General features: G+C 29.8%; 19 protein-coding genes. 9 read left to right on the forward strand and 10 right to left on the reverse strand.

All coding sequences use genetic code 11. From position 1 onward, the window contains the following. The first annotated feature begins 2 nt into the window (after positions 1-2). Positions 3-1,367: an FGGY-family carbohydrate kinase gene (locus CR532_RS02860; RefSeq protein ID WP_108729312.1), complete on the forward strand. Its 1,365-nt coding sequence runs from the start codon at positions 3-5 to the stop codon at positions 1,365-1,367. On the opposite strand, the gene CR532_RS02865 is transcribed toward CR532_RS02860, so the two are convergent. From CR532_RS02865 to CR532_RS02890, 6 genes are read right to left on the reverse strand one after another with little or no spacing between them, the layout of a single operon-like run. Then, entirely contained in the window at positions 1,350-2,030 is a 681-nt protein-coding gene (locus tag CR532_RS02865; protein WP_108729313.1) for an SPOR domain-containing protein, read from the reverse strand. The genes CR532_RS02860 and CR532_RS02865 overlap by 18 nt on opposite strands. Then, the gene (gene coaE, locus CR532_RS02870) at positions 2,030-2,629 is read right to left on the reverse strand and encodes a dephospho-CoA kinase (protein WP_108729314.1); all 600 of its coding nucleotides are present in this window, start codon (positions 2,627-2,629) and stop codon (positions 2,030-2,032) included. Before coaE ends, CR532_RS02865 begins: the two co-directional genes overlap by 1 nt. Next, positions 2,608-5,379 (reverse strand): DNA polymerase I, encoded by a 2,772-nt coding sequence (polA, locus tag CR532_RS02875; RefSeq protein ID WP_108729315.1) that lies wholly within the window; start codon positions 5,377-5,379, stop codon positions 2,608-2,610. The genes coaE and polA overlap by 22 nt, the downstream gene beginning before the upstream one ends. Continuing rightward, complete coding sequence (locus CR532_RS02880) at positions 5,376-5,774, reverse strand: hypothetical protein (protein WP_108729316.1); 399 nt, start codon at positions 5,772-5,774, stop codon at positions 5,376-5,378. Before CR532_RS02880 ends, polA begins: the two co-directional genes overlap by 4 nt. Then, positions 5,764-6,183: a flagellar export chaperone FliS gene (fliS, locus tag CR532_RS02885; protein ID WP_108729317.1), complete on the reverse strand. Its 420-nt coding sequence runs from the start codon at positions 6,181-6,183 to the stop codon at positions 5,764-5,766. The genes CR532_RS02880 and fliS overlap by 11 nt, the downstream gene beginning before the upstream one ends. Positions 6,184-6,193: 10 nt before the next feature. After that, positions 6,194-6,574: a response regulator gene (locus tag CR532_RS02890; protein WP_108729318.1), complete on the reverse strand. Its 381-nt coding sequence runs from the start codon at positions 6,572-6,574 to the stop codon at positions 6,194-6,196. A gap of 373 nt (positions 6,575-6,947) precedes the next feature. Between CR532_RS02890 and ligA the strand changes: the two genes are divergently transcribed. Continuing rightward, positions 6,948-8,960 carry an NAD-dependent DNA ligase LigA gene (gene ligA, locus CR532_RS02895; protein ID WP_108729626.1) on the forward strand — a complete coding sequence of 671 codons (2,013 nt, stop codon included), beginning with the start codon at positions 6,948-6,950 and terminating at the stop codon, positions 8,958-8,960. Positions 8,961-8,962: 2 nt separating this feature from the next. Here ligA and CR532_RS02900 read toward each other — a convergent pair whose 3' ends face one another. Further along, positions 8,963-10,717, reverse strand: coding sequence for a coiled-coil domain-containing protein (locus tag CR532_RS02900; protein ID WP_108729319.1), 1,755 nt, complete (start codon positions 10,715-10,717; stop codon positions 8,963-8,965). Positions 10,718-10,972: 255 nt separating this feature from the next. Between CR532_RS02900 and CR532_RS02905 the strand changes: the two genes are divergently transcribed. The 6 genes from CR532_RS02905 to crr all read left to right on the forward strand — a co-directional run bounded on the left by CR532_RS02905 (position 10,973) and on the right by crr (position 16,859). After that, complete coding sequence (locus tag CR532_RS02905) at positions 10,973-12,826, forward strand: hypothetical protein (protein ID WP_108729627.1); 1,854 nt, start codon at positions 10,973-10,975, stop codon at positions 12,824-12,826. Beyond that, complete coding sequence (locus CR532_RS02910) at positions 12,813-13,274, forward strand: hypothetical protein (RefSeq protein WP_108729320.1); 462 nt, start codon at positions 12,813-12,815, stop codon at positions 13,272-13,274. The genes CR532_RS02905 and CR532_RS02910 overlap by 14 nt, the downstream gene beginning before the upstream one ends. Then, positions 13,271-14,134, forward strand: coding sequence for an FAD binding domain-containing protein (locus tag CR532_RS02915; protein ID WP_108729321.1), 864 nt, complete (start codon positions 13,271-13,273; stop codon positions 14,132-14,134). Before CR532_RS02910 ends, CR532_RS02915 begins: the two co-directional genes overlap by 4 nt. Before the next feature lie 154 nt (positions 14,135-14,288). Further along, positions 14,289-14,549 (forward strand): HPr family phosphocarrier protein, encoded by a 261-nt coding sequence (locus CR532_RS02920; RefSeq protein ID WP_108729322.1) that lies wholly within the window; start codon positions 14,289-14,291, stop codon positions 14,547-14,549. A 15-nt stretch (positions 14,550-14,564) separates the two neighbouring features. After that, on the forward strand, positions 14,565-16,286 hold the full coding sequence (ptsP, locus tag CR532_RS02925; RefSeq protein WP_108729323.1) for a phosphoenolpyruvate--protein phosphotransferase: 1,722 nt from the start codon (positions 14,565-14,567) through the stop codon (positions 16,284-16,286). A gap of 3 nt (positions 16,287-16,289) precedes the next feature. Continuing rightward, positions 16,290-16,859, forward strand: a complete 570-nt coding sequence (gene crr / locus CR532_RS02930) for a PTS glucose transporter subunit IIA (RefSeq protein ID WP_108729324.1) — start codon at positions 16,290-16,292, stop codon at positions 16,857-16,859. 45 nt (positions 16,860-16,904) lie between these two features. Here crr and htpG read toward each other — a convergent pair whose 3' ends face one another. After that, positions 16,905-18,752, reverse strand: coding sequence for a molecular chaperone HtpG (htpG, locus tag CR532_RS02935; protein WP_108729325.1), 1,848 nt, complete (start codon positions 18,750-18,752; stop codon positions 16,905-16,907). Between the two features lie 120 nt (positions 18,753-18,872). Here htpG and gnd point away from each other — a divergent pair, with 120 nt between their 5' ends. Continuing rightward, positions 18,873-20,267: a decarboxylating NADP(+)-dependent phosphogluconate dehydrogenase gene (gene gnd / locus CR532_RS02940; RefSeq protein WP_108729326.1), complete on the forward strand. Its 1,395-nt coding sequence runs from the start codon at positions 18,873-18,875 to the stop codon at positions 20,265-20,267. An 18-nt stretch (positions 20,268-20,285) separates the two neighbouring features. Here the strand turns inward: gnd and CR532_RS02945 are convergent, their stop codons facing one another. Next, complete coding sequence (locus CR532_RS02945) at positions 20,286-20,825, reverse strand: BAPKO_0422 family outer member beta-barrel protein (RefSeq protein ID WP_108729327.1); 540 nt, start codon at positions 20,823-20,825, stop codon at positions 20,286-20,288. Between the two features lie 183 nt (positions 20,826-21,008). Then, on the reverse strand, positions 21,009-21,527 hold the full coding sequence (locus CR532_RS02950; protein WP_108729328.1) for a BAPKO_0422 family outer member beta-barrel protein: 519 nt from the start codon (positions 21,525-21,527) through the stop codon (positions 21,009-21,011). Positions 21,528-21,784 lie beyond the last annotated feature (257 nt).

Here is a 21,784-nt window from a genome sequence, read left to right on the forward strand (position 1 = left end):
TTATGAATGTGCTAAGTATTGATATTGGTACTAGTACTTTGAAATCTGCTTTAATTAATTCTCATTATGGGGTTTTGAAGAGTTGTGATATAAGTTATTTTGATTATTTTAATGTTGATTTTGAAAACTTTGATTATAAGATATGGATCTTTGCTTTAAAGAGGGCAATTTCTAGTTTTAGAGATAAAAAAATAGATTGTATTTCTATTAGCGGTATTTCTCCATGTCTAATAGCTCTTGATTCAGATTTAATTCCATTAGAAGTGTTGCACTGGAACTCTTCTAAGGTGGTTGGTAAGTTTAGGGGCAAATCAGCCTTTTTGCCTTTTGTACTTAGCACACTTGAGAGGGGAATTTATGATAAGGTGAGATATTTTGTATCTTGCTTTGAATATTTTATTTATTTGCTTACAGATAATCTCATTACAAGCTATCCAAGTCCAGCTTATATCCCTTTTATTTGGAATGACATTGAAATAAGAGAGTATAATCTTGATAAAAATAAGTTTCCTCCTTTCCTAAGGATGGGTGAAAGTGCTGGCAGGGTTACTGATACTGCTAGTATTGAATTTGGTATTAAGAGTGGCATAGAAGTAATTAATGCAGGCATGGATTACTTAAGTGTTCTTATTGGGAGTGGAGCATTATTTTCTGGAATTTTATCAAATAGGACAGGTACAAGTGAAGGTTTTAATTTTGTTTCAGATACATATTTATTGGGATTTGCTTTAGAATATCCTTACTTTTTAGATGGCTTGTTCATTATTGGAAGAATAGTTCCTTCTGGATATTTAATGCAATTGCTTAAGGATAGATTTTTTAAACGAGACAGGTCTTTTAAAAAATTTTTTGAAGCAATTTCTAAAGTAAATGATTTGGATGATATTTATTTTTATCCAAACAAGAGAGAGCTTTTCTCTGACCATATTTTAGTAGATGCAACAGTAAGAGAGAATTTAAGTAAAGGTATTTTTGGGAAATTAGATAATCCGCTACATATGGGAATTGCAATCTTGGAGTCTTCTTATTTTTCCTTTTATAATAGAATATTACAGCTTAGATCTTTTAAGAAAGAAGTCTTAGATATTGTTGTGAGTGGTTCCAATTCAGATAATTTGTTTTTAAATGAGCTAAAAGCTAATATTATTGGTAGAGATTTAACGATTTTTGAATTTAAACATTCAGAGATTATCGGAAATGCGATTTTGGCTTTCTGTGCCTTAAGAGAGTTTGAGAGCTTGGAGACGGCATTTAAAAAAATTGCTAAACTTAACCAGGTAATACCCTTTAGCACTAGTGCTCATGAACGTTATTTAGAGAAATATCAAAAGTATGTTTCTAATTTTGATTTATTTATTAATAGTTAATATATAGGCTTCTTTAAACGAGCTTAACCTTGATATTTTTTTAAGATCTAATTTTGCTTCTGAGATGGTTTTGTAAGGACCAGATCTGACTCTGTAGAGGTCTTTATCATTTACTGTGGCTGAATAGATTTTTGCATTTATTTTGTATTTCATTAGTTCCTGAATATTATTATCAGCAGAAATTGGGTCTGATAGTGATGCATATTGTATATAGTATTCTTTGCTAGGGTCATATTTATTCTCAAGGCTATTTTTATTTTGAGCTTTTGTTGTTTTTTTAGTCTTTGCAATTGTTTTTGGTTTCTGAAGCGTTACTATATTTGTGCTGGATTGTTTGATGGCTTGTGATTCTTGTTTCCTAATAGGGGTTTTATTATTTAAATCACTGCTCAAGCTTTTATCTTTATTGATTTCTTTTGTAAGGTCAATTATAATTTCATTTGAATTGTCAGTTATGTTTAAGGTGTCTTCGTCATTTTTCTTATCTAAAACTTTTTCATCTTTTATTTCTTGTAAAATAATATTTTTACTCGCAATGTCAGATGCTAGATTTTTATTTGGAAAGAAAATAATTATTCCAAGGAATATAATTGTACAAACGGCTATAATTGAAGTTAATGCTACTAAGAATCCCTTGTTGTTATTTTCATCCGAATCTTTCATTATATTACCTCTTTCATTTTTATGGCAATCTCTTTTTTTAGATGCTCATAGCTACCATTATTAATTATATTTGTTATTTTGGAATTTAGAGTATTTTTTTTAAAAAAAATACCTTCTTGACATTTAAGAATATTTATAATTAAATTTTCATCAAAGTTGCGATGTGCCTTTAATCTTTTCTTTATTACGGCATCGCTTCCTTTTATTATAAATATATACCTACAGAATTTTGCAAGATTTAATTTAAAAAGTAACGCAGCATTTATTATAATTTTATTAAATGTACCTTGCGATATTTCTCTTTCTACTTTTGTGTATATAAAGGGATGTGTTATTGCTTCTAATTTTGCTAGATTTGGTTTCAAGTTAAATACGATATTTCTAAGTCTCGCTCTTTCTATTTCATTTTTATTGTTTAATATGGTTTTACCAAATACCTTGATTATTTCATCTTGTTTTACGCGTAGTGCTGTGTGTCCAATTTTATCTACATTTATTTCATGAAATCCATATTCACTACTAATTATTTTTGAAACCGTATCTTTACCAGTGGCTATTCTGCCAGTGATGCCAATAATTATATATGCATCTCTCCCCATGATTTTCCAGTCTCAATATTTGCTCTTAAAGGAAGTTTTAAAGGATAAGCATTTTCCATCATTTCTTTTATTATTTTCTTTGCCTCATCACATTCTTGCTCAGGCGATTCGATAAGCATCTCATCATGAACTTGTAATAGTATTTTTGACTTAAGATTTTTACTTTTAAATTCATTAAAAACTTTAATCATCGCAATTTTCATTATATCAGCCGCGCTTCCTTGAATTGTACTGTTTATTGCTATTCGCTCAGCTCCTGATCTTTCTGAGTAATTTTTACTATTGATCTCTTTTATGTATCGCCTTCTCTTTAGTAGAGTTTCGCTATAACCATTTTTTCTTACAAAATTTATTTGATTTGTCATAAAAGGTTCTATTTTAGAATAAAGCTTAAAGTATGAATCAATGAACTTTTTGGCTTCTTCTCTTTTGATTGACAATTCTTTTGCAAGTCTGAAATCTGACATTTTGTAAATTATTCCAAAATTAATTGATTTTGCTACTCTTCTTAAATAAGGTGTTACTTGATCCTTATCTATTTTAAAAAGTTGTGATGCTGTTTCTGCATGAATGTCTTTTTGAGTTTGGAATGCTTTGATTAGTTCTTCATCTTCTGAAAGATGAGCTAGTATGACAAGCTCAATTTGTGAGTAGTCAGATGAAATGAAAATATTTCCCTGCTCTGGTCTGAAGGCTTCCCTTATTTTACGCCCCCTTTCATCTTTGATTGGGATATTTTGTAAGTTAGGTGTAGTGCTCGAGATTCTTCCAGTTGCGGTTCTTGTTTGTAAGAAGTTTGTATGTATTTTATTTGTTTTTTTATTGATAAGATCTATTAAATTGTCTGTGTATGTATTTTTTAGCTTTGAAAGATGTCTGTACTGTATGAGCTTTTCTATAGCTTCATGTTGGTCTTTTATTGTCTCTAGCACCGTGATATCTGTTGAGTCTTTCTTGGCGTCTTGTGGTATTTCTAGGTTTAGGTTTTCAAATAAGATTTCATAAAGCTGTTTTGTTGAATTTAGATTAAATTCAATACCTATACTTTTAATTATTTGCTCTTCAATTAAATTTAATTCTTTGTCAAGTTCGCAGCCATATTCCCTTAGGTATTCTCTGTCAAGGTAAATGCCAGTTTCTTCCATCTCCGTAAGTACATCATTAAATGGCATTTCTATGTCTGTCATTAAGCTTTCAAGGTTGTCTTTTTTAAGCTTCTTTGTAAATATTTTAAATAGCCTTAAAGTAATATCGGCATCCTCAACAGCGTAATTAGATACTATCTCAAGTGGTACGTTTCTTAAACTACGATTTTGTCCCACTATTTCATCGTACTTGATATTTTGATGCTTTAAATACTTTTCTGCTAGAAAATCAAGAGACACTTTTGTGTTTGAGTCAATAATGTATGCTGCTATCATTGTGTCAAAGTAGGGAGGAATCACAGTAAATCCATTATTTTTCAAAATTTTGTAATCGAATTTGTAATTTTGACCAATTAATTTAGGGACTACTTTAAAAAATTCATTAAATTTTTGTATTATGTATTTTTTTTCAATAAAATTTTTTTCTTTATTATCTATTGGGATATAATAACCTTCAAATTCTTTAAACGAAACGGCAATTCCAATTATTTTTGCTTTATAAACATCAAGAGAAGTTGTTTCTGTATCTATTGCTACATATTTTTCTGCTTTTAATGTTTCTATTAGCGAGTCAAGTCGTTCTTTGGTTACTATTGTTTCATATTTAATATTTTCTTCTTGTATTGTTTTTAAAGTGTTTGATTTTAATGGATCTATTGTTTTTAAAATCTCCAGGTCTGACTTATTTATATTTGGAATATTATCTTGAAAGAGCGATATTTGCGCTGGATTTATAGGTGATTTTTTTAATATATCCTTTTTATAGGAATGGATTAATGTTGTGGCAGAGTGTTCTTCAAATAATGGAATAATATCTTCTTTCAAATTTTCCAGCTTAAATTCTTCAAGGTCTGGCAATTCTAGATCTTCTACGAGACTGACGAGTTCATAGCTTAAGAAGGCATTTTCTTTCTCCCTTATTAAAATTTCTTTGTATGTCTGCTGGATAGAATCTAGGTTTTCGTATATTCCATTTAATGTCTTAAATTCACTTAAGAGCTTTACAGCTCCTTTTTCACCAATTCCTTTGACACCTGGTATGTTATCTGACCTGTCGCCAACAATGGATAAATAATCTTTGATTTGAGATTTATTTACGCCAAATTTTTTGATTACATAATCATTATCCATTTCAATAAAGTTACCATTTTCGAGTTTAAGTATTTTAGTTTGATCTGACATCATTTGTAATAAGTCTTTGTCTGGAGAGATGATGTAACTTAAATAATTATTTGCCTCTGCTTTTTTTGAAAAGCTGGCTATAAGATCATCAGCTTCATACCCTTGTATCTCAAACATTGGAATATTTGCTTTCATTAAACCTTCTTTTATCCAATAGATTTGAGGAATTAGATCATCAGGAGGAGCGTCTCTTGTTGCTTTGTAGCTTGGGTGTTTTTGTTTCCTGAAGGTTTGAGTCTCTGAATCAAAGTTTACAATTAAGCTTTCAGGTTTTTTATCTTTTATGATAAAAAAAAGAGTTTTGAAAAATCCAATGAATGCATTAGTATTTTCACCGTTTCTATTTATTAAAGGATTATTCTTCATTACATGGTAACTTCTAAATATTATGTTTAGTGCATCGATGAGATAAATTGTTTTCATATTTTAACGTCTACTAGGGTTGGATTATTGTATTTAAAAAGACTTTTAGAGAATTTTATCTTTGGTCTTCTTGACTTCTGTTCAAAGAGTGCTATCAAGTTTGTGTATTCATTTTGATATATGTTGCATATTTCTCCCCTTAAGTAGGTAGCATCTTCTATTAATTTTTCAGACTCTTCTTGGATCTGTCCTTGTATCTTTAACCATGAGTTTATGGTTAGATAATAATTTTTTATTGAATTTAAGATTAACTCCTTTTGTGGATTTGTAAGGTTTAGTATATCTATTAATCCTTGATTGATTTTTTCATTTTCAAATTCTAGGATGGTTTTTAATTTTTCAAGTTCAAGTATTAAATCGCTTAAATATTTATTTAGTATTTGACTAGCTGACAATATTAATTCCTAATTTCTTGTTATTGATGTTATTATCCTTTTTAAGCAGCTTTTTCCAGGTTGTGTGCAAATTTTTAAGATGCTTTAGTACATCTTGAATGATATCTCTGTTTTTTTCTAATGTAACCTTTTCTAATTCTTTATTTAGAAAGGAATATATTGAGAATAAATTGTTAGAAATGTCACCACCATCTTCAAAATTTAGTGTAGACATCAATTCAATAAGTATGTCTTGTGCATGGTAAACTTTTTCATCAGCTTGTACTATGCTTTTTGAATCTTCTTTTTGGTAAAATTCTTTAGCAATTTCTAGATCTTGTATTGCTTTCTCATAAAGCATTACCAGTATTGAAAGGGGGCTTGATGTGTTGATCTGTGTTTTTTTGTATATGTCTTCTTTTACTATCAAGAATTTTCTCCTAGTTTAATGTTTTTATTTGATCTACTATTTGATCTTCTCTGAAAGGTTTTATAATATATCCCTTAGCACCAAGTTCCAAAGCTCTTGTCATTAGTTCTTGCTTTCCAACTGCTGTAACCATTAAGATATTAACTTTTCTTGAAAGCTTATTGTTAACTTCCTTTATTTTCTCAAGAGCTGTCATACCATCCATTCCCATCATTGTAATATCAAGAGTTATTAGGTCAAATTCGTCTTGCTTTTCAAATTCTTGAATAGCCTGAGTTCCGTCTTCTGCTTCAAAAAATTCTTTAAAGCCTAATTTCTTTAGTATTTTGATTAATTTTTTTCGCATAAAAATAGAATCATCAACTATTAAGGCTTTCCTATTTTCTTTCAATCCCAACTCCTTATTTGATTTTGATGTAATTCATAGTTATCTATTTTGTTCTTTTTCTTTAGATTTTAAGATGAATTCGTTTATTACTCAAGTCTTTTGCTTTAAAAAATGTATTTTCGTTATTGAATTATAAACTTTATTTTGAGTTATTTAATTTTTAACTTTCTAAAAGGTTGAATTCAATTTTTAAAGGTGTATTTTTCTTAAGTCTTAAAGAAGATCTACTTTTTTCGAACAAATTTGTTATTAAGTGGCTTTTATTTTACTAGGATTTGTCTTTTATTCTTGTCTTTTAAAGGATGATATTTTTTACTATTTGCAATATTTTGTTAAAATATATTGTGCATTTTTTAGTAAGTTTGATACCAAATTTATGAGCAGAAATATAGAAGACGAAATTTTATCTTTGAAAAGATTAATCAGAAAATGGAATAAAGAATATTATGTTGATTCTTCACCGAGTGTAGGTGATTTGACTTATGATAAAGCTCTTTTGCGACTTCAAGAGTTGGAAAACAAATACCCTGAATACAAAACTCCAGATTCCCCTACTCTTAGATTTGGGAGCGATCTTTTAAATAGCTTTAAAGAAGTTGAACATGCTTTTCCTATATTGAGTTTAGATAAGGCTTATGATACTAAGGGATTATTGTCGTGGATTCAAAGAGTGGGATTAGAGGGCTCTAGCTTAGAACTTTCTAATGGTATCTCGGTTGAGCCAAAAATTGATGGGTGTTCGATTGTTCTTTACTATAAAGATGGAATACTTGATAAAGCTTTGACTAGAGGGGATGGAAAGGTTGGCAATGATGTTACTGAAAATATTAGAACAATTAAAAATATTCCTTTATTTATTGATAAAGGGGTTGAGTTAGTGTTACGGGGTGAGATTTATATCTCGAAGGAAAATTTTTTAAAAATAAATAAAACGTTTGGAAAACCTTATATTAATGCTAGAAATTTAGCCTCAGGTATACTTAGAAGAGTGAATAGTCGGGAGGTTTCTAATTTCCCTTTAGATATTTTTGTTTATGATGTTTTATATTCGAGTTTAGAATTGAATACAAATCATGATGCTTTTGATGAACTTAAAAAATTGGGATTTAAAGTAAATCCTTTGTTTAAATTTTTTGTTGGCACAAGCTTAGAAGAAGATGTTATTAGTTATGTGAAAGAAATAATGGATAAAAGAGAATTTTTCGAATATGAAATTGATGGTGTCGTACTTAAAGTTGATAATTTTATTTTAAGGGAGACGTTAGGGTATACTTCTCATCATCCGAAGTGGTCGATAGCCTATAAGTTTGAGTCTCTTGCAAGTATTAGCAGGGTGATTGATATTTTCGTTCAAGTTGGACGAAGTGGTAAGATCACGCCTGTTGCATACGTCGAGAGGGTCCTTGTTGCTGGAGCCTTTATCACTAATGCAACTCTGCACAATCAAGATTATATAGATTCTATTGGTTTAAATGTTGGAGATGTTGTTTCAATTTCAAGGCGTGGCGATGTAATTCCTGCCGTTGAATCAGTTGTAGAAAAACTTTCAGTTGGTAGTTTTAAAATTCCACATACTTGTCCTTCATGCGGTATGTCTTTAATCAGAGAGGGTGCTCACCTTTTTTGTATGAATAGAGACTGTAATTCCCGAATCATTGAGCAAATAAAGTATTTTTGCAGTAAGAAATGCATGGATATTACAGGATTTTCAGAGAAAACAATTGAGTTCCTTTTTAAAATGAATTTTATATATTCAGAGATGGATCTTTATACTTTTGATTTTGATAAGCTTGCTAATATGAAGGGCTTTAAGCTTAAGAGAATAGATAGTTTCAAAAGCTCAATTGAAAATAGTAAAAAAAAACCATTTAGAAAGCTGCTTCTTGGTATGGGAATTAAGGAACTTGGGGAGAACACAGTAGCATTATTAATTGCTAACAATTTAAACTCATTTGATGCAATTAGTATTCTTTGCAAAGATAAAGAGGGAGCTCTTGCAGAGCTTTTAAAGATCAAGGGAATAGGGGAGAGGATAGCTTTAAATATTATTGAATCATTTAACGATGATGCTATTCTTAATAAATTCAACTTTTTTAAAGAGATAGGATTTAAGATGGAAGAAGGTAATGCTACTGATTATTCTTTAAACATCGCCTTTTTATTTGGTAAGAAATTTTGTATTACAGGGTCTTTCCAAGAGTATTCTAGGCATACCCTTATTGAGAAGTTTACTAAAGAAGGTGCCATTTTTAACAGCTCAGTTACGAGAAGTTTAGATTTTTTACTTGTTGGGGACAAGTCTGGATCGAAAGTTAAGAGAGCTAAAGAGTTAGGCATTAAAATTGTCAGCCTTGATGATATTAAAGCATCCTTAAATTTAGATGATTAGATTTATTTTATTACTTTTATGCCTTTAAATTCGGATTCTAGATTTTTATATAGACTGCCCATTTTATTGATATTGTCTACTTCTATTAAGTTTCTAAAAAAAGCTTCTTTGTGTTTAAGTGATGGACTAATGAAATGGGTTTTGATGTGATGTTTTGAGATTAGTTTGTAAATTTCTTTTGCTCTATGTAAATTTTTTGTTGGTTCTATTTCAATATAATATCTATTAGATTGTTTGAATGCAAACTCGTTACTTTTTTCTTTAAAGTTATAATTGTTTGAATATACATCAGGATACACTCTAAAGTCGGCAGTTTTTATTCCGGTTATTTTTTTGGTACTTTTATGAGTTGTTGTATCTTCTTTGGGAAGGGATTTCATAGTTGCTATTTTATTTTGTTTTAAGGGATTTTTATCAAGGTTTCCTTTTGGATCTTTATTTACTTTCTTGTCTTTTGATTCCAAGCTCTCTTTTATCACGAGGTCTCTATTTTGGGAGGCTACTAGTTCCTGTTGAAGTTTTCGTATGGTATTTTCATTCTCTGTAAGTCTTCTCTCTAGTGTGCTTACTTTCTCTTTCTTTCTATTAATTTCGTCTTCATTTTGGGAGGCTACTAGTTCTTGTTGAAGTTTTCGTATGATATTTTCATTCTCTGTAAGTCTTCTCTCTAGTGTGCTTATTTTTTCTTTTTTTCTATTAATTTCATCTTCATTTTCTTTGTACGATTCTTCATTTTTTGCAATTCTTCCTTTTAATTCATTTATTATTCTCTCTATTGAAGCTAAATTGGTACCAATATTTTCTAAATTATTATGTGCATTGTTGTTCTTTTGTAAATCTCTTAATTCTTTTTGAAGTGCGAGTAGAGCATCTTCATTGCTCATGATTCTGTTGTCTAGCTCATTTAATATATAAGCATTATTGTTGATAGCACCTTCATTATTAATGATTCTGTTGTCGAGCTCATTTATTACTTGCGCTTCTGAATGCAAATACTTTTGTTCCCTATTGTATGTGTTCTCTTCAGCTGGATAACGATACACTCGACTAGGTAGTATATGTTCGTTTTGATTGTAACCATATTCTTGCTCGTTTTGATAAGTATAGTCTTTTGGTTGTAATTTATGATCTAATAGGTCTTCTTTTTTGTTGATTAGATTTTTTATCTCTTCAATTTCTTCTTTTAAGATTTTTGTTATAGCTTCATATTCCTCAGTCTTTTTTTTAATTGATTCTATGTTTTGGGTGCTTAAAAGACTTTCTATGCTTTCAATTTTGTTCTCGTAACTTTCAATTTTGCGCTTTAAATCATCTATGTTTGATTTTTCCGAATGTAATTTTTTCGGTCTTAAACTTTGTGGATATTGTAATTCTTTGTTTTGAAAGTTATTGTTTGCCCCTCTTTTTTTATCTAGTCTTTGAAGCTGTTCCAGATCTTTAAATTCAAGTTTATTTGATTCCTCACTTGATGTATTTGCTGTGTTGAGATTAAGTTTGTTTGAGGAGCTGTCTTCTGAGGTGCTATTTTTGTTATGGTTGGATACTTTTGTATCCTTTTTAGGGTTTGTCTTTTCAATGTTAGTTTCTTCTTTTCCACTTTGAAAATCTTTGCTTAAATCTTCTTTGGGAATGTGGATCGCTGAGTAGCTTATTATATTCTCAGCTGTATTAATTTTAGTCTCTCCAAAGAGTAATGTACATGGGAATAGTACAAAAATTTTAAAGAGCATTGGAATTATCTTTTTACCTTTCTCCATAAAATACCTTATCTATTTTTATAATTTGATATTACCATAGTTTGCTAAATTTATCAAAAGCAGTATTTATAATTAATGTAACACTGCTTCTGGTCTGTGATGCTCTATGTTTTTACTTTTTGATGTGATTATTTTAGTAAAATTAAGTTTTAGTATGCTTGTATTTACAATAGTAATTTTGCTAGTATTGTGCCATAATGATACAAATAAAAGGTAAATTATGAACTTTTTACGTCTCAAGCTCGTTTATTGTTTATGAATTTAGAAAATATGGATGAAATTTGGGCCTTACCAGTTTGTTGCAACATTAAGAATTCTATAATTGAGGATTTTAGGCTTTCAGATAAGTATAAAGAACAGATTTTTAGTATTAGTTATAAGGACAATATCGTCTTAAAGTTTAGTGATGTTGTTGATTCTAGTGAGTTTAATTTGAGACTTTTTGATAATAAAATAGATTTTGAAGGGCAAATTCCCCTTGTGTTGTATGCTGAGAATTTAGAGTCTTTACTGGAGGCAGAAGAAAGCATTGTTTTTGAGTTTAAGACTATTGATCGGAATGATAATTATTCTGATTTAGGATTAAAGGGAGTAGATAAGTTTAAGTTATATAATTCTTATTATGAGTTTTCAGACTATGTGAATTATTATAAAGATGCTTTTCTGGTTAGAGTTTGCTTTAAAGATGATAGTTTGATTATTGATGCAGACCTTGATAATATTTCACTTTTAAATCAGATTATTAGTGATAATTTTTGTATTAGTAGGGATAAAATAATTGTCAATCCTTGGGGTAGTGGTTGTATTAATGCTCTATTTCCGATTGTCTTTAATGCTGTTTTACAGGGTATAATAATTGCTAATAAACTCAAACGAAGGGTTAATATCGTTTATTATAAAAGGCATTTTTTAATGTCGAAAGCTCTGAGCTTGAAGTTTTCAGCTGTTAATTGTTTGTCGACAGAAAATAGGCTCTCAAAAATTATGCTAGATCTTGAAATTAACAGACCATTGAATTTTTTATATAAATTTTATTTGGACTATCTCAAGCAGATTTTTGATAATTTATTTTTCGATTTGTATGTACATATTAATTTTGTAGAAACTAGGAGTGATGCTGTGTTTTTTTATAACAATCATTTGTTATTTGAAACATCTATTTATAATTTTATTTATTCAAACTTTTATAATATTGCCGTAAGTTTGTCAGTTGAACCTCTTAGTTATTTATTAAATCATATTAAAAATGAGTATAATATTTTTTTGAAGATTTTTGAGAGGATTAATTTAAAAAATTCTATAATGAGAAAGTCATCTTCTATAAGTTTAAATAATAAATATAGTATTTTTGATGCGAGAAGAAAAGGTGTAGGATTTGCCTTTTTAAATCTAGACTCTACCTTTTTAGGAAGCAAGCAAACTGTTTTTATGAGTTTGCATAAGGATAAATTGGATATATTTATTCCTTATAGTATGATAGATGCTAATTTAATGAATTATTTAAGGAATACTTTAGCTAGGACTTTTAGGATATCTTATAATAGTGTAAATTTTATTGTTAGCGATGTCTTCAGAGATAATATTGGGATTTATGATATATTGATCAAAGAATCCTATTTCATTGAAAGAGAAGTTTTGGCTTTAAAAGATAATCTTTTTTCGATAATTGGTGAAGATTTTAAAGGAGAATATCCTGTTGTAGTTAACCAAGGCTTTATTTCGAATATGGATAATAGATTTAGTCTTGCATGTTCTCTTGAGATTGATGTAGAAATACATTCTTTTAATGTTACATTTAGCAATGTAAGTTTTTTTGTTGAGCAGGGTAAACTTGTTAAGCTTAGATTAAATAATAAACGAGCATGTTCAGTTTTTAGCTTGGCAGTTGACTATGTTTTTGGAAATATTAATTATGATATTGCTGATTCCTTAGGGCTTGATTTTATTGAAGATGGTGAGTTTGTGTTCTCTTTTAGGGGCTTATTTATTGCATCCGTTTCTGCAATTAGAACAGCTTTAATCCAAGTTTTTGACTTTAATTTAGGTAGTACTCCTATTGATCGTGAAGATACTTTAAATAGTTGGAGTGTACGAATTGATACTAATTAACTTTAATTTAAATGGAGAAACTCTTTCAAAAAGCATAGGGCTTTCTTTAAGCACTAGAGAGCTTTTAATAAGTATTTTTTATTCAAGAGAGAGAGGTTTCATTGAAAATATTAATAATAACTTTTCTTTGGTACTTTTAGATTGGAAACCTGTATATGCATCTTTAGTCCCAGCTTTTATGTTAAATGGTCGTAACATAGTGACTATTGATGGGTTAGAGAATACAGTCTTTTATGAGAATTTGCTTAAAGTTTTATTAAAGAATGATTTCGGGTTTTGTACAAATTGTTTCGCATCTAATGCATTATTATTTTACTATTTTTTAAAAAATAAGGTAATAATTAGAATGGATATTTTAGGATATTACAATACATTGAAGTGTCATTGTATTGATGTTAATACTTTTTTAGATCTTTATTTGCAATTAGAAGAGTTAGAGAGAAAATGAGTGGCACGAAAGTGTATTACCCAGAAAGCTTTAATGCACTTATTAGTTTGTTTAGGAAAGAGGCAAGCAATTATATCATTTATAATGAACTTGATTTTCATAAAAATTTTGAGATTTTTAAGGAGAGGGAAGTTTCTAGTAACTTTTTTCTAATTAATAATTTTGAAAGATTGAGAAAAGTTTTCCTTAAGAGTAATTTTTTAGAAATGGGGCCATGTGTTACTTATGATGAAATATTGCAATTTGGAGAGAGAAACATTCCAAGGTTATTTTATGAATTTATTTCAAAATTGAATGATAAAATATATTTAAATAGTATTAATATTGCTAATGGTTTCTATTACAAGAATACTGTTTTTGATCTTTATCCCTTATTGTTAAGTCTTGATGCTCAGCTTGAATTTAAAAATATTTTAACTAAAAAAACTTACACCTTGAACGCTTATAGTATTAATAGGGATGATTATATACAGAACCGCAATACTTTATTTTTGACCAAATTGAAATTTCCAATTACGAATTTGTGGAATAAGAGTTTTTATAGTAAAGTATTTGTTGATACTTTTTCGTTTGATATTTTAGAAGAGGTTGACATTATTTTTATTTGCGTGCTTTTGAATGTTAAAAGAGATATTATAAGTGATTTTTTAATGAAAATATTTTATGATGATAAAGTTATTACTTTAAGGGATTTTCAAGTTTTGCTTCTGGGTAAATCTTTGCCTTTTTCTCTATTTGAAATTGAAGATTCCCTTAAGATGCTAGATAAGAATATTCGAGATGCTAAAAACTTTAGTTTAGGCGAGCGGAACTTGAAGGTAGTAAAAAATTTTTATTTTGATATATTAGCTAATTTTTAATCTTAAAAAATTAGAGATGTTAAATAAATGCTAATTTTTGACATAGTTTTAATATAAAAGCAATAGAATTAATTTATCAATTCGCTTTTATGTATTATAATGTTAATTTATTAATAAGTTAATCAAAAAACCATTATAAGGGGTTCTTAAGTTTATGGTAAAAAAAGAAGCTACGATTAAAGCTATTAATGGCTTACATGTTAGACCAGCATCAACTTTTGTAAAAAGGGCTAAGGAGTATATTAGTGATGTCTCTATAGAGGCTGATGGAAAGTCTGTTAGTGGAAAAAGTTTGTTTCGGTTGCAAACCTTGGAATTATCTGTTGGTAAGAAGCTTTTAGTTTGTGCTGATGGTGCTGATGAGGAGAGGGCTGCTAATGAGCTTGCCGAACTCATTGAATCTTTTAAAGAGTAGGCTTGGAAGGTTGATATGACTTTATCGGGAAAAAGAATATCTAAAGGAATAGGCATAGGAGAAGCTCTTTTTATTAGGAAAGATTTTGATAAATTGATTAATAAATCAAAAATTACTTCTTCCCAAATTGATGAGGAGATAAAAAAATTTAATGATGCTAAGCTTAAAGCTATCTCTGTACTTGAAAGTCTTACTAAGAAGGCGGTAGATCAGCTTGGTGCTGATAAGGAAGGCATTTTCGAAGGGCAGATGTTAATTATTGAAGATGATGAACTTGCAGATTCTGTTCTCAATTTTATTAAGTATGAGAATTATGGTGCTGCTTATGCTGTTTATTTATCTTTTGAGGAATTGATTAAAGGTGTAGAGGAATATACAGATGTTTATTTAAAGGAAAGAGTTTCTGATTTTAGGGATATTAGGAATAGGCTTGTTTTTAGTATTTTAGGTCAGTTGACAGATTTTTCTGAAATTAAGAGTGATGTAGTTCTGATTACTGAAGAATTAACGCCTTCTGATACAATGCAGGTTGACTTAAGTTATGTTAAAGGGTTTTTAACTACAGTTGGTGGCGAAACTTCTCATGCTGCCATATTGGCAAGGACAATGGGACTTCCAGCTCTTGTTATGGCTCCTTTGGATATTGATAATATTAAGGATGGTGATAAATTGATAATTGATGGACTTTCTTCGGTAGTTATTATTGATCCTTCATCCAGTGAACTTAATAAATATTCAAATAAGATATTGAAACATAATGAGATTGAAAAAGAGCTTTTCTCATTAAAGAATCAGGATGCAAAGACTAAGGACGGTATTCTAATATCGCTAAAAGCTAATATTGGGACTCCTGCGGATATTTATTATGTTAATAAATATGGGCTTGAGGGAATAGGGCTTTTTAGGACAGAGTTTTTATATATGGAATCTGTGAAGCCACCAACAGAGGATGAACAGTTTGAAGCTTACAAGAAGGTCGTCGAGACTATTGAGAAGAAAGGTGTTGTTACTATTCGTACTCTTGATATTGGAGGAGATAAGGAGATCCCTTATCTCCATTTTCCGAAAGAAGATAATCCTTTTTTGGGATATCGTGCTCTTAGAATGTATATGGACTATGAGGAATTGGTACAGAGTCAATTTAATGCAATCTTTAGGGCTAGTCATTATGGTAGGATCAGAATAATGGTTCCTATGCTTGCTCGATATGAGGAAATTGAGATAATTAATTATTTTGTAGAAAAAGCTAAAGAAAATTTAAAATCTAGAAATTTGCCTTTTGATAAAGGTTTGGAAGTGGGGTGTATGATAGAGGTACCTTCAGCAGCTTTAATTGCTTCTGAACTTGCTAGCAAATTGAGCTTCTTTAGTATTGGGACTAATGATTTAACTCAGTATACTTTGGCTGTGGATCGTGGTAATGATAAGATATCAAATTTATATGACAAATATAATCCTGCTGTTTTAAGACTGATTAAGATCATTCTTGATGCTGGGAGTAGTGCTGGTATTGATGTGTCTGTTTGTGGTGAACTTGGGGGAGATGAGGCTGGGGCTTTGATTCTTGTTGGTCTTGGATTTAGATCTTTGAGTATGATTCCTAGTGCTTCGCTTAGAGTTAAGTATTTGCTCAAAAAATATACAATATCTGAGCTAAGTGAATTGGCAAATAAGATATTAAATAGTAAATTAGAATCAGAGACTTTGAAATGTTTAGATAAATTTATAGGAGATTAATTTATGGGGTTTTTAGATTTTTTTAAAAAGGTTGCTACTTTAGATTTAATAGCACCTATTAGTGGAAAGGTTGTGTCCATTGATAAGGTTCCAGATGAGGCTTTTGCTGAAAAGATAGTTGGTGATGGAATTGCTATTGTTCCAACGGGAAGTGAGTTGGTTGCACCTTGTGATGGTAATATTGGTAAAATTTTCAAAACCAATCATGCCTTTAGTCTTGAGACTAAAGAAGGTGTTGAAATTTTTGTGCACTTTGGTATTAATACACTTAATTTGAATGGAAAAGGATTCACAAGGGTTGCTGAGGAGGGAATGAGCGTAAAACGAGGTGATGTTATTATTAGGCTTGACCTTGAGTATTTAAAGGTTCATGCAGAGTCAGTGGTTACTCCTGTTGTTATTGCAAATTCAGATGAGGTTTCAAGCATTGAATATGTGTTTGGGAAGCTTGATGATGGTTCTGAATATATTTTACCTTCTTCTACTTCTTTGACGTTGGACATTAGAAATAAAATATCTCAGGCTAAGCCTGTTGAGGCAGGCAAAGATTTAGTCCTTAGAGTTAAAAAATAAGATCGGAGTTTATACGGCTCCGATCTTATTGATGTTATATACATGCTATATATTTTTCTCTAGGATTTCATTTAAAATGTTGATAAATTGGCTTGGGTTTTTGCTTGGTAGGCCTGAAGTTATCATAGCCTCTTCAAGTAGTATTAGGCTTATTTTTTCTAAATTTTCGTTATCTAAGGTTTTTAAATTTTGAATGATTTTATTGTTTGGATTGAGTTCTAGAATAGGTTTTATTTCTTTGACCTCTTGACCCATTGACATCATAATTCTTTGCATTTGATAAGTAGGGTCAGTACTGTCAATTATTATTGCTGATGGTTCTTTAGTTAGAGTTGCTGAGAGTAAAACATCTTTGACATCATTTTTAAGTATTTCTTTTACCCTTAATAAAATGTCCTTGAATTCTTCTTCCACTTTTTTGAAATTTTCATCTTTAAGTTCGTTACTTGTTTCATTTTTATTTATTGCTTTTAGTTTTATTCCGTCATATTCTGTAATGAAATTTAAAATTGCCTCATCAAGTTCATCATCCATGATAAGAGTTTCATATCCTCTTTCTCTGTAAGCATTTACAATGGGATTGGCTTTCAGTATATTTTCTTTCCCTCCGGTTATATAGTATATGCTTTTTTGTTCCTCAATCATTCTATTTTTGTATTCTCTTAGAGATACAAGTCCATCTACATTAGAAGACTTGAATCTAATTAAGGATATGAGCTTGTCTCTGTTATCAAAATCAGAATAAACCCCTTCTTTTAAGCATCGTCCGAATTCTTTGGAAAATTCATGGAACTTGGAAGGGTCGGCTTCACTTAGCTTTTCAAGTTCGCTAAGTATTTTTTTTACAGAAGATGATTTGATTTTAGACAGCATTTTGTTTTGTTGTAGAATTTCTCTACTTACATTTAATGGTAAGTCTTGGCAATCTATTATACCCTTTATGAATCTTAAGTAATTTGGAAGCAAGCTACCTTCAGAGTCTGTAATGAAAATTCTATTTATGAATAATTTTACACCAGGTTTGGGGTTTGGGTAATATAAATCATAAGGTGCTTTGCTCGGGACGTAGAAAAGGTTGATATATTCAATACTGCCTTCAGCTTTTGTATGAATATGAATTAATGGATTCTCGTAATCAAAAGTTAGATTCTTGTAAAATTCATTGTACTCTTCATCAGTAATTTCATTTTTGTTTTTTATCCAAATTGCTGTTGTGTCGTTTAATTTGTCTTCTTTTTCTTCAAATCCATCCTGTTTTCCATCTTTCATTAAAGGTTCTTTATATTTAATGAAAATAGGATAATTAATATGGTTTGAATATTTTTTTATAATCTCTTGAATTTTCCATTTGTTAGCGTATTCAATTCCTTCTTCATTAAGATAAAGAGTTATTTCAGTCCCCATTTCATCTTTTTCTGTCTTGTCTATTTCATATCCGGTTTTGCCATCACTAGACCAGATATAGGCAGTGTTTTCCAAAGCTTTTTTTGTTACAACCTCAACTCTTTCCGATACAATAAAAGCACTGTAAAATCCAACTCCAAACTGTCCAATTAAACTTGCAGCCTTTTTCTCATCTTTTTTTAAGTTGGTTATAAATTCTTTGGTTCCTGATTTTGCAATTATGCCAAGATGATTAATTAGGTCATCCTCATTCATTCCAATTCCATTGTCTTTTATCTTAATAACTTTCTCATCAAAGCTTATTTCTATTTTTGGATCTAAGTTGATATTCTTAAATTTTTCATTTGTTAAGTTTAAAAATTTAAGTTTGTCAATGGCATCAGAAGCATTTGATATTAATTCTCGTAAAAATATTTCTTTATGAGAATAAAGTGAATGTATGATTAAGTAAAGTAAATCATTAACTTCTGTGTCAAATTGTTTTTTCATTGAGCTTCTCCTATTATTCATATGTTTTAATCTTTACTTTTTTTATAATATAACATAATCTAAAAATAATGAATAAAGTAGGTTTGTTTAGAATAAAATGTTAATATAGAGGACAATACAATGGATGTTGGTGTTTATGGTCTAGGTATTATGGGTAGCAATTTAGCCTTAAATATTGCTGATAGTGGATTTAATGTTTCTGTTTATAATAGAGATAGTGAGAGAACAGAGGCCTTTCTTGTAAACAGTTCTCATAAAAAGATTAATGGATTTAAAGATATTGAGACTTTTATTAGAAGTTTAAAAAGGCCGAGAAAAATTATTTTGATGGTAGCAAGCTCAGCTGTAGACAAGGTAGTTGAACAAATTCTACCTTTGGTTGAAAAATTTGACATTATTATTGATGGTGGGAATTCTCATTATAAGAGTACGATGAGGAGAGAGCTGGAATTATTTTCTAGGGATATTTATTTCGTTGGACTTGGGATTTCAGGAGGTGAAGAAGGTGCAAGATTTGGAGCTTCGTTAATGTATGGTGGGAGTCAAAAGGCTTACGAATTAATTGAGCCTATCTTGAGCAAGATAGCTGCTAAGACCCAATTAGGAGATATTTGTTCTGCTTATATGGGTGAAAATGGCGCTGGACATTATGTAAAAATGGTTCACAATGGGATTGAATATGCAGATATGCAACTTATTAGTGAAGCATATTTTTTTATGAAGAGAGCTTTTAATTTGGATAATTTAAGAATTTCTGAAGTATTTGACAAGTGGGGCGAAGGGGAGCTATCTAGTTATTTGATAGAAATAACATCTAAAATACTAAAATATAAGGAAAATAATGAATATTTACTTGATAAAATTTTAGATGTTGCAAATCAAAAGGGTACTGGAAAGTGGGCTTCAGTTGAGGCTCTTGAATCAAATGTGCCGGTAAATTTGATCTTTGAATCTGTGTTCGCAAGGTTTTTATCGGGATTGAAGCATGAAAGAATAATTGCTAGTGACATCCTTAAAATGAATGTGGATTCTTTTGAATTTGAGCTTAGTGATTGGATTCTAGATCTCTATTATGCCCTTTTGGTTTCAAAAATCTTAGCTTATGCTCAGGGTTTTATGATGCTTAAGATGGCATCCACTAATTATAAGTGGGATTTAAACTTAGGAAAAATTTCTTTGGTTTGGAGAGAGGGTTGCATAATTAGAAGTGCCTTCTTGCAGAAGATTAAATTAGCATATGACAAAAATCCTCATCTTATTAATTTGATTTTTGATGATTATTTTTTGGAGATAATAAGAGAACATCATAAGTCTTTAAGACGTATAGTTTCAAAAGCTAGCGAGATTGGAATACCTTTGCCAGCATTTTATGCAAGTCTTTCCTTTCTGGATTCTTATTCTACTAGTTACTTGCCAGCTAATTTAATTCAGGCCCAAAGGGATTTCTTTGGTGCACATAGTTTTGAAAGGCTTGATTCAAAAAGAGGTGAATTTTTTCATAGTACTTGGGAATAATTTTAAATTGAATATTTTTTAAATATAATATTTGGCGAATATTCCGCCTACTATGTTTGTCTTAAATCCTGCGTAGAGATGGTGGTATACAAGAGATCTTGAGTTTGATACAAATTCTATTGAGGGTGCAATTTTAAATCCTATTTCTACTTTTTCTGTTAAGTCATAGAACATTGTTATTGGCATTCTTAATCCAAATCCTATTTGCATATTTATGAGATCTGATTTGTGAGATGACATGTGTATACTTCCCCCAATTCCCATTCCAATAGATAACCTTTCTATTACGGGTATTGTGAAGATTAAATCTAAAGCGGCGAGTAGAAATACATTAAAATCATATTTTTTTGATTTAATTTTGAGTCCAGATAAATTTATGCCGTTAGTTCCACCATAGCCTATTTCAAGATCAATGAATGGAAATGACACAATATAATTAAAAATGGGATTTCCAATACTTCCTCCAAATCCCACGCCTCTGTTTAAGTATGAACTTCTAGCAAATGCACTAGTCCATATGATTAGTAGTAGCGCCATTATTAGTATTAACTTTTGCATTAAACCTCCAACAATATCATTTTTATATTATATTATATAATTGAATTTAATGATTAAGTAGATTTTTAGGATTATGCATTCAGCTACTTTAAGTGATATTTCAAAGGGGATATAAGAGATTGAGAAATTTTTAGATGATATTAAAATTAGTTTGTAGCTGTCATGTTTGCGAATTATTTGGTTTTATATAAACCAGACCCTAAGGCCAAGTCCTGCAAAGATCTCCCATCTTTGAGCCAAATTGCCACCACCACCCCAAATATTGATACCAGGTCCTGCTTTTAAGAATATGTCAAAGCTTCTTTTGACAATTGCAAAATTTAGTATGAAGGATAATCTTCCTCCAATATTCATCGAATTGTAAATTCTATGAGTATTTTCCCATTCTGATATCCACCATAACCCATAAAGACCAATTCCAATTGACATATCTATCATATGCGATTCTTCAGAGAAATTAAATGTGGATATAATGAAATCTAAAGAAGCAAACATTGTATCAAAATTTTTAAATAAGTTTTTTAAGCCATTGTAAATTCCAATTTCTACTTCGATTTTTTGACCAAAATTTAGTTGGAATGTGCTTGGAAATGGACCCAGAATCCCTATTCCAAAGAAACCTCGATTTGGATACACATCGTTTGCTGAAATATTAAAAGAAATGCTTAGTAATAAGATTGGAATTAATATAAATGTTTTCATGCTTTTCCTTTAAGATAGATACTTCTCTTAATTATTAGTATATACTTAATTGCTTGTAAACGTAAATAAGTAGTTGCAAGCAATTTTTAACAAAATGCTTATTTTAAAATTTCAGTAAATTTAATATTTATAATATTTCTAAAAATATTATAAGGAATGCTTAGTGCTTAATAATTATCACGATTTTAGTTCTCTTAGAGCTGTATAATAAAGTATGTCAGCAATGAATTTTATTTATACGACGTTATTTTAATTAA

Source organism: Candidatus Borreliella tachyglossi (assembly GCF_003076595.1).
GTDB lineage: Bacteria > Spirochaetota > Spirochaetia > Borreliales > Borreliaceae > Borrelia > Borrelia tachyglossi.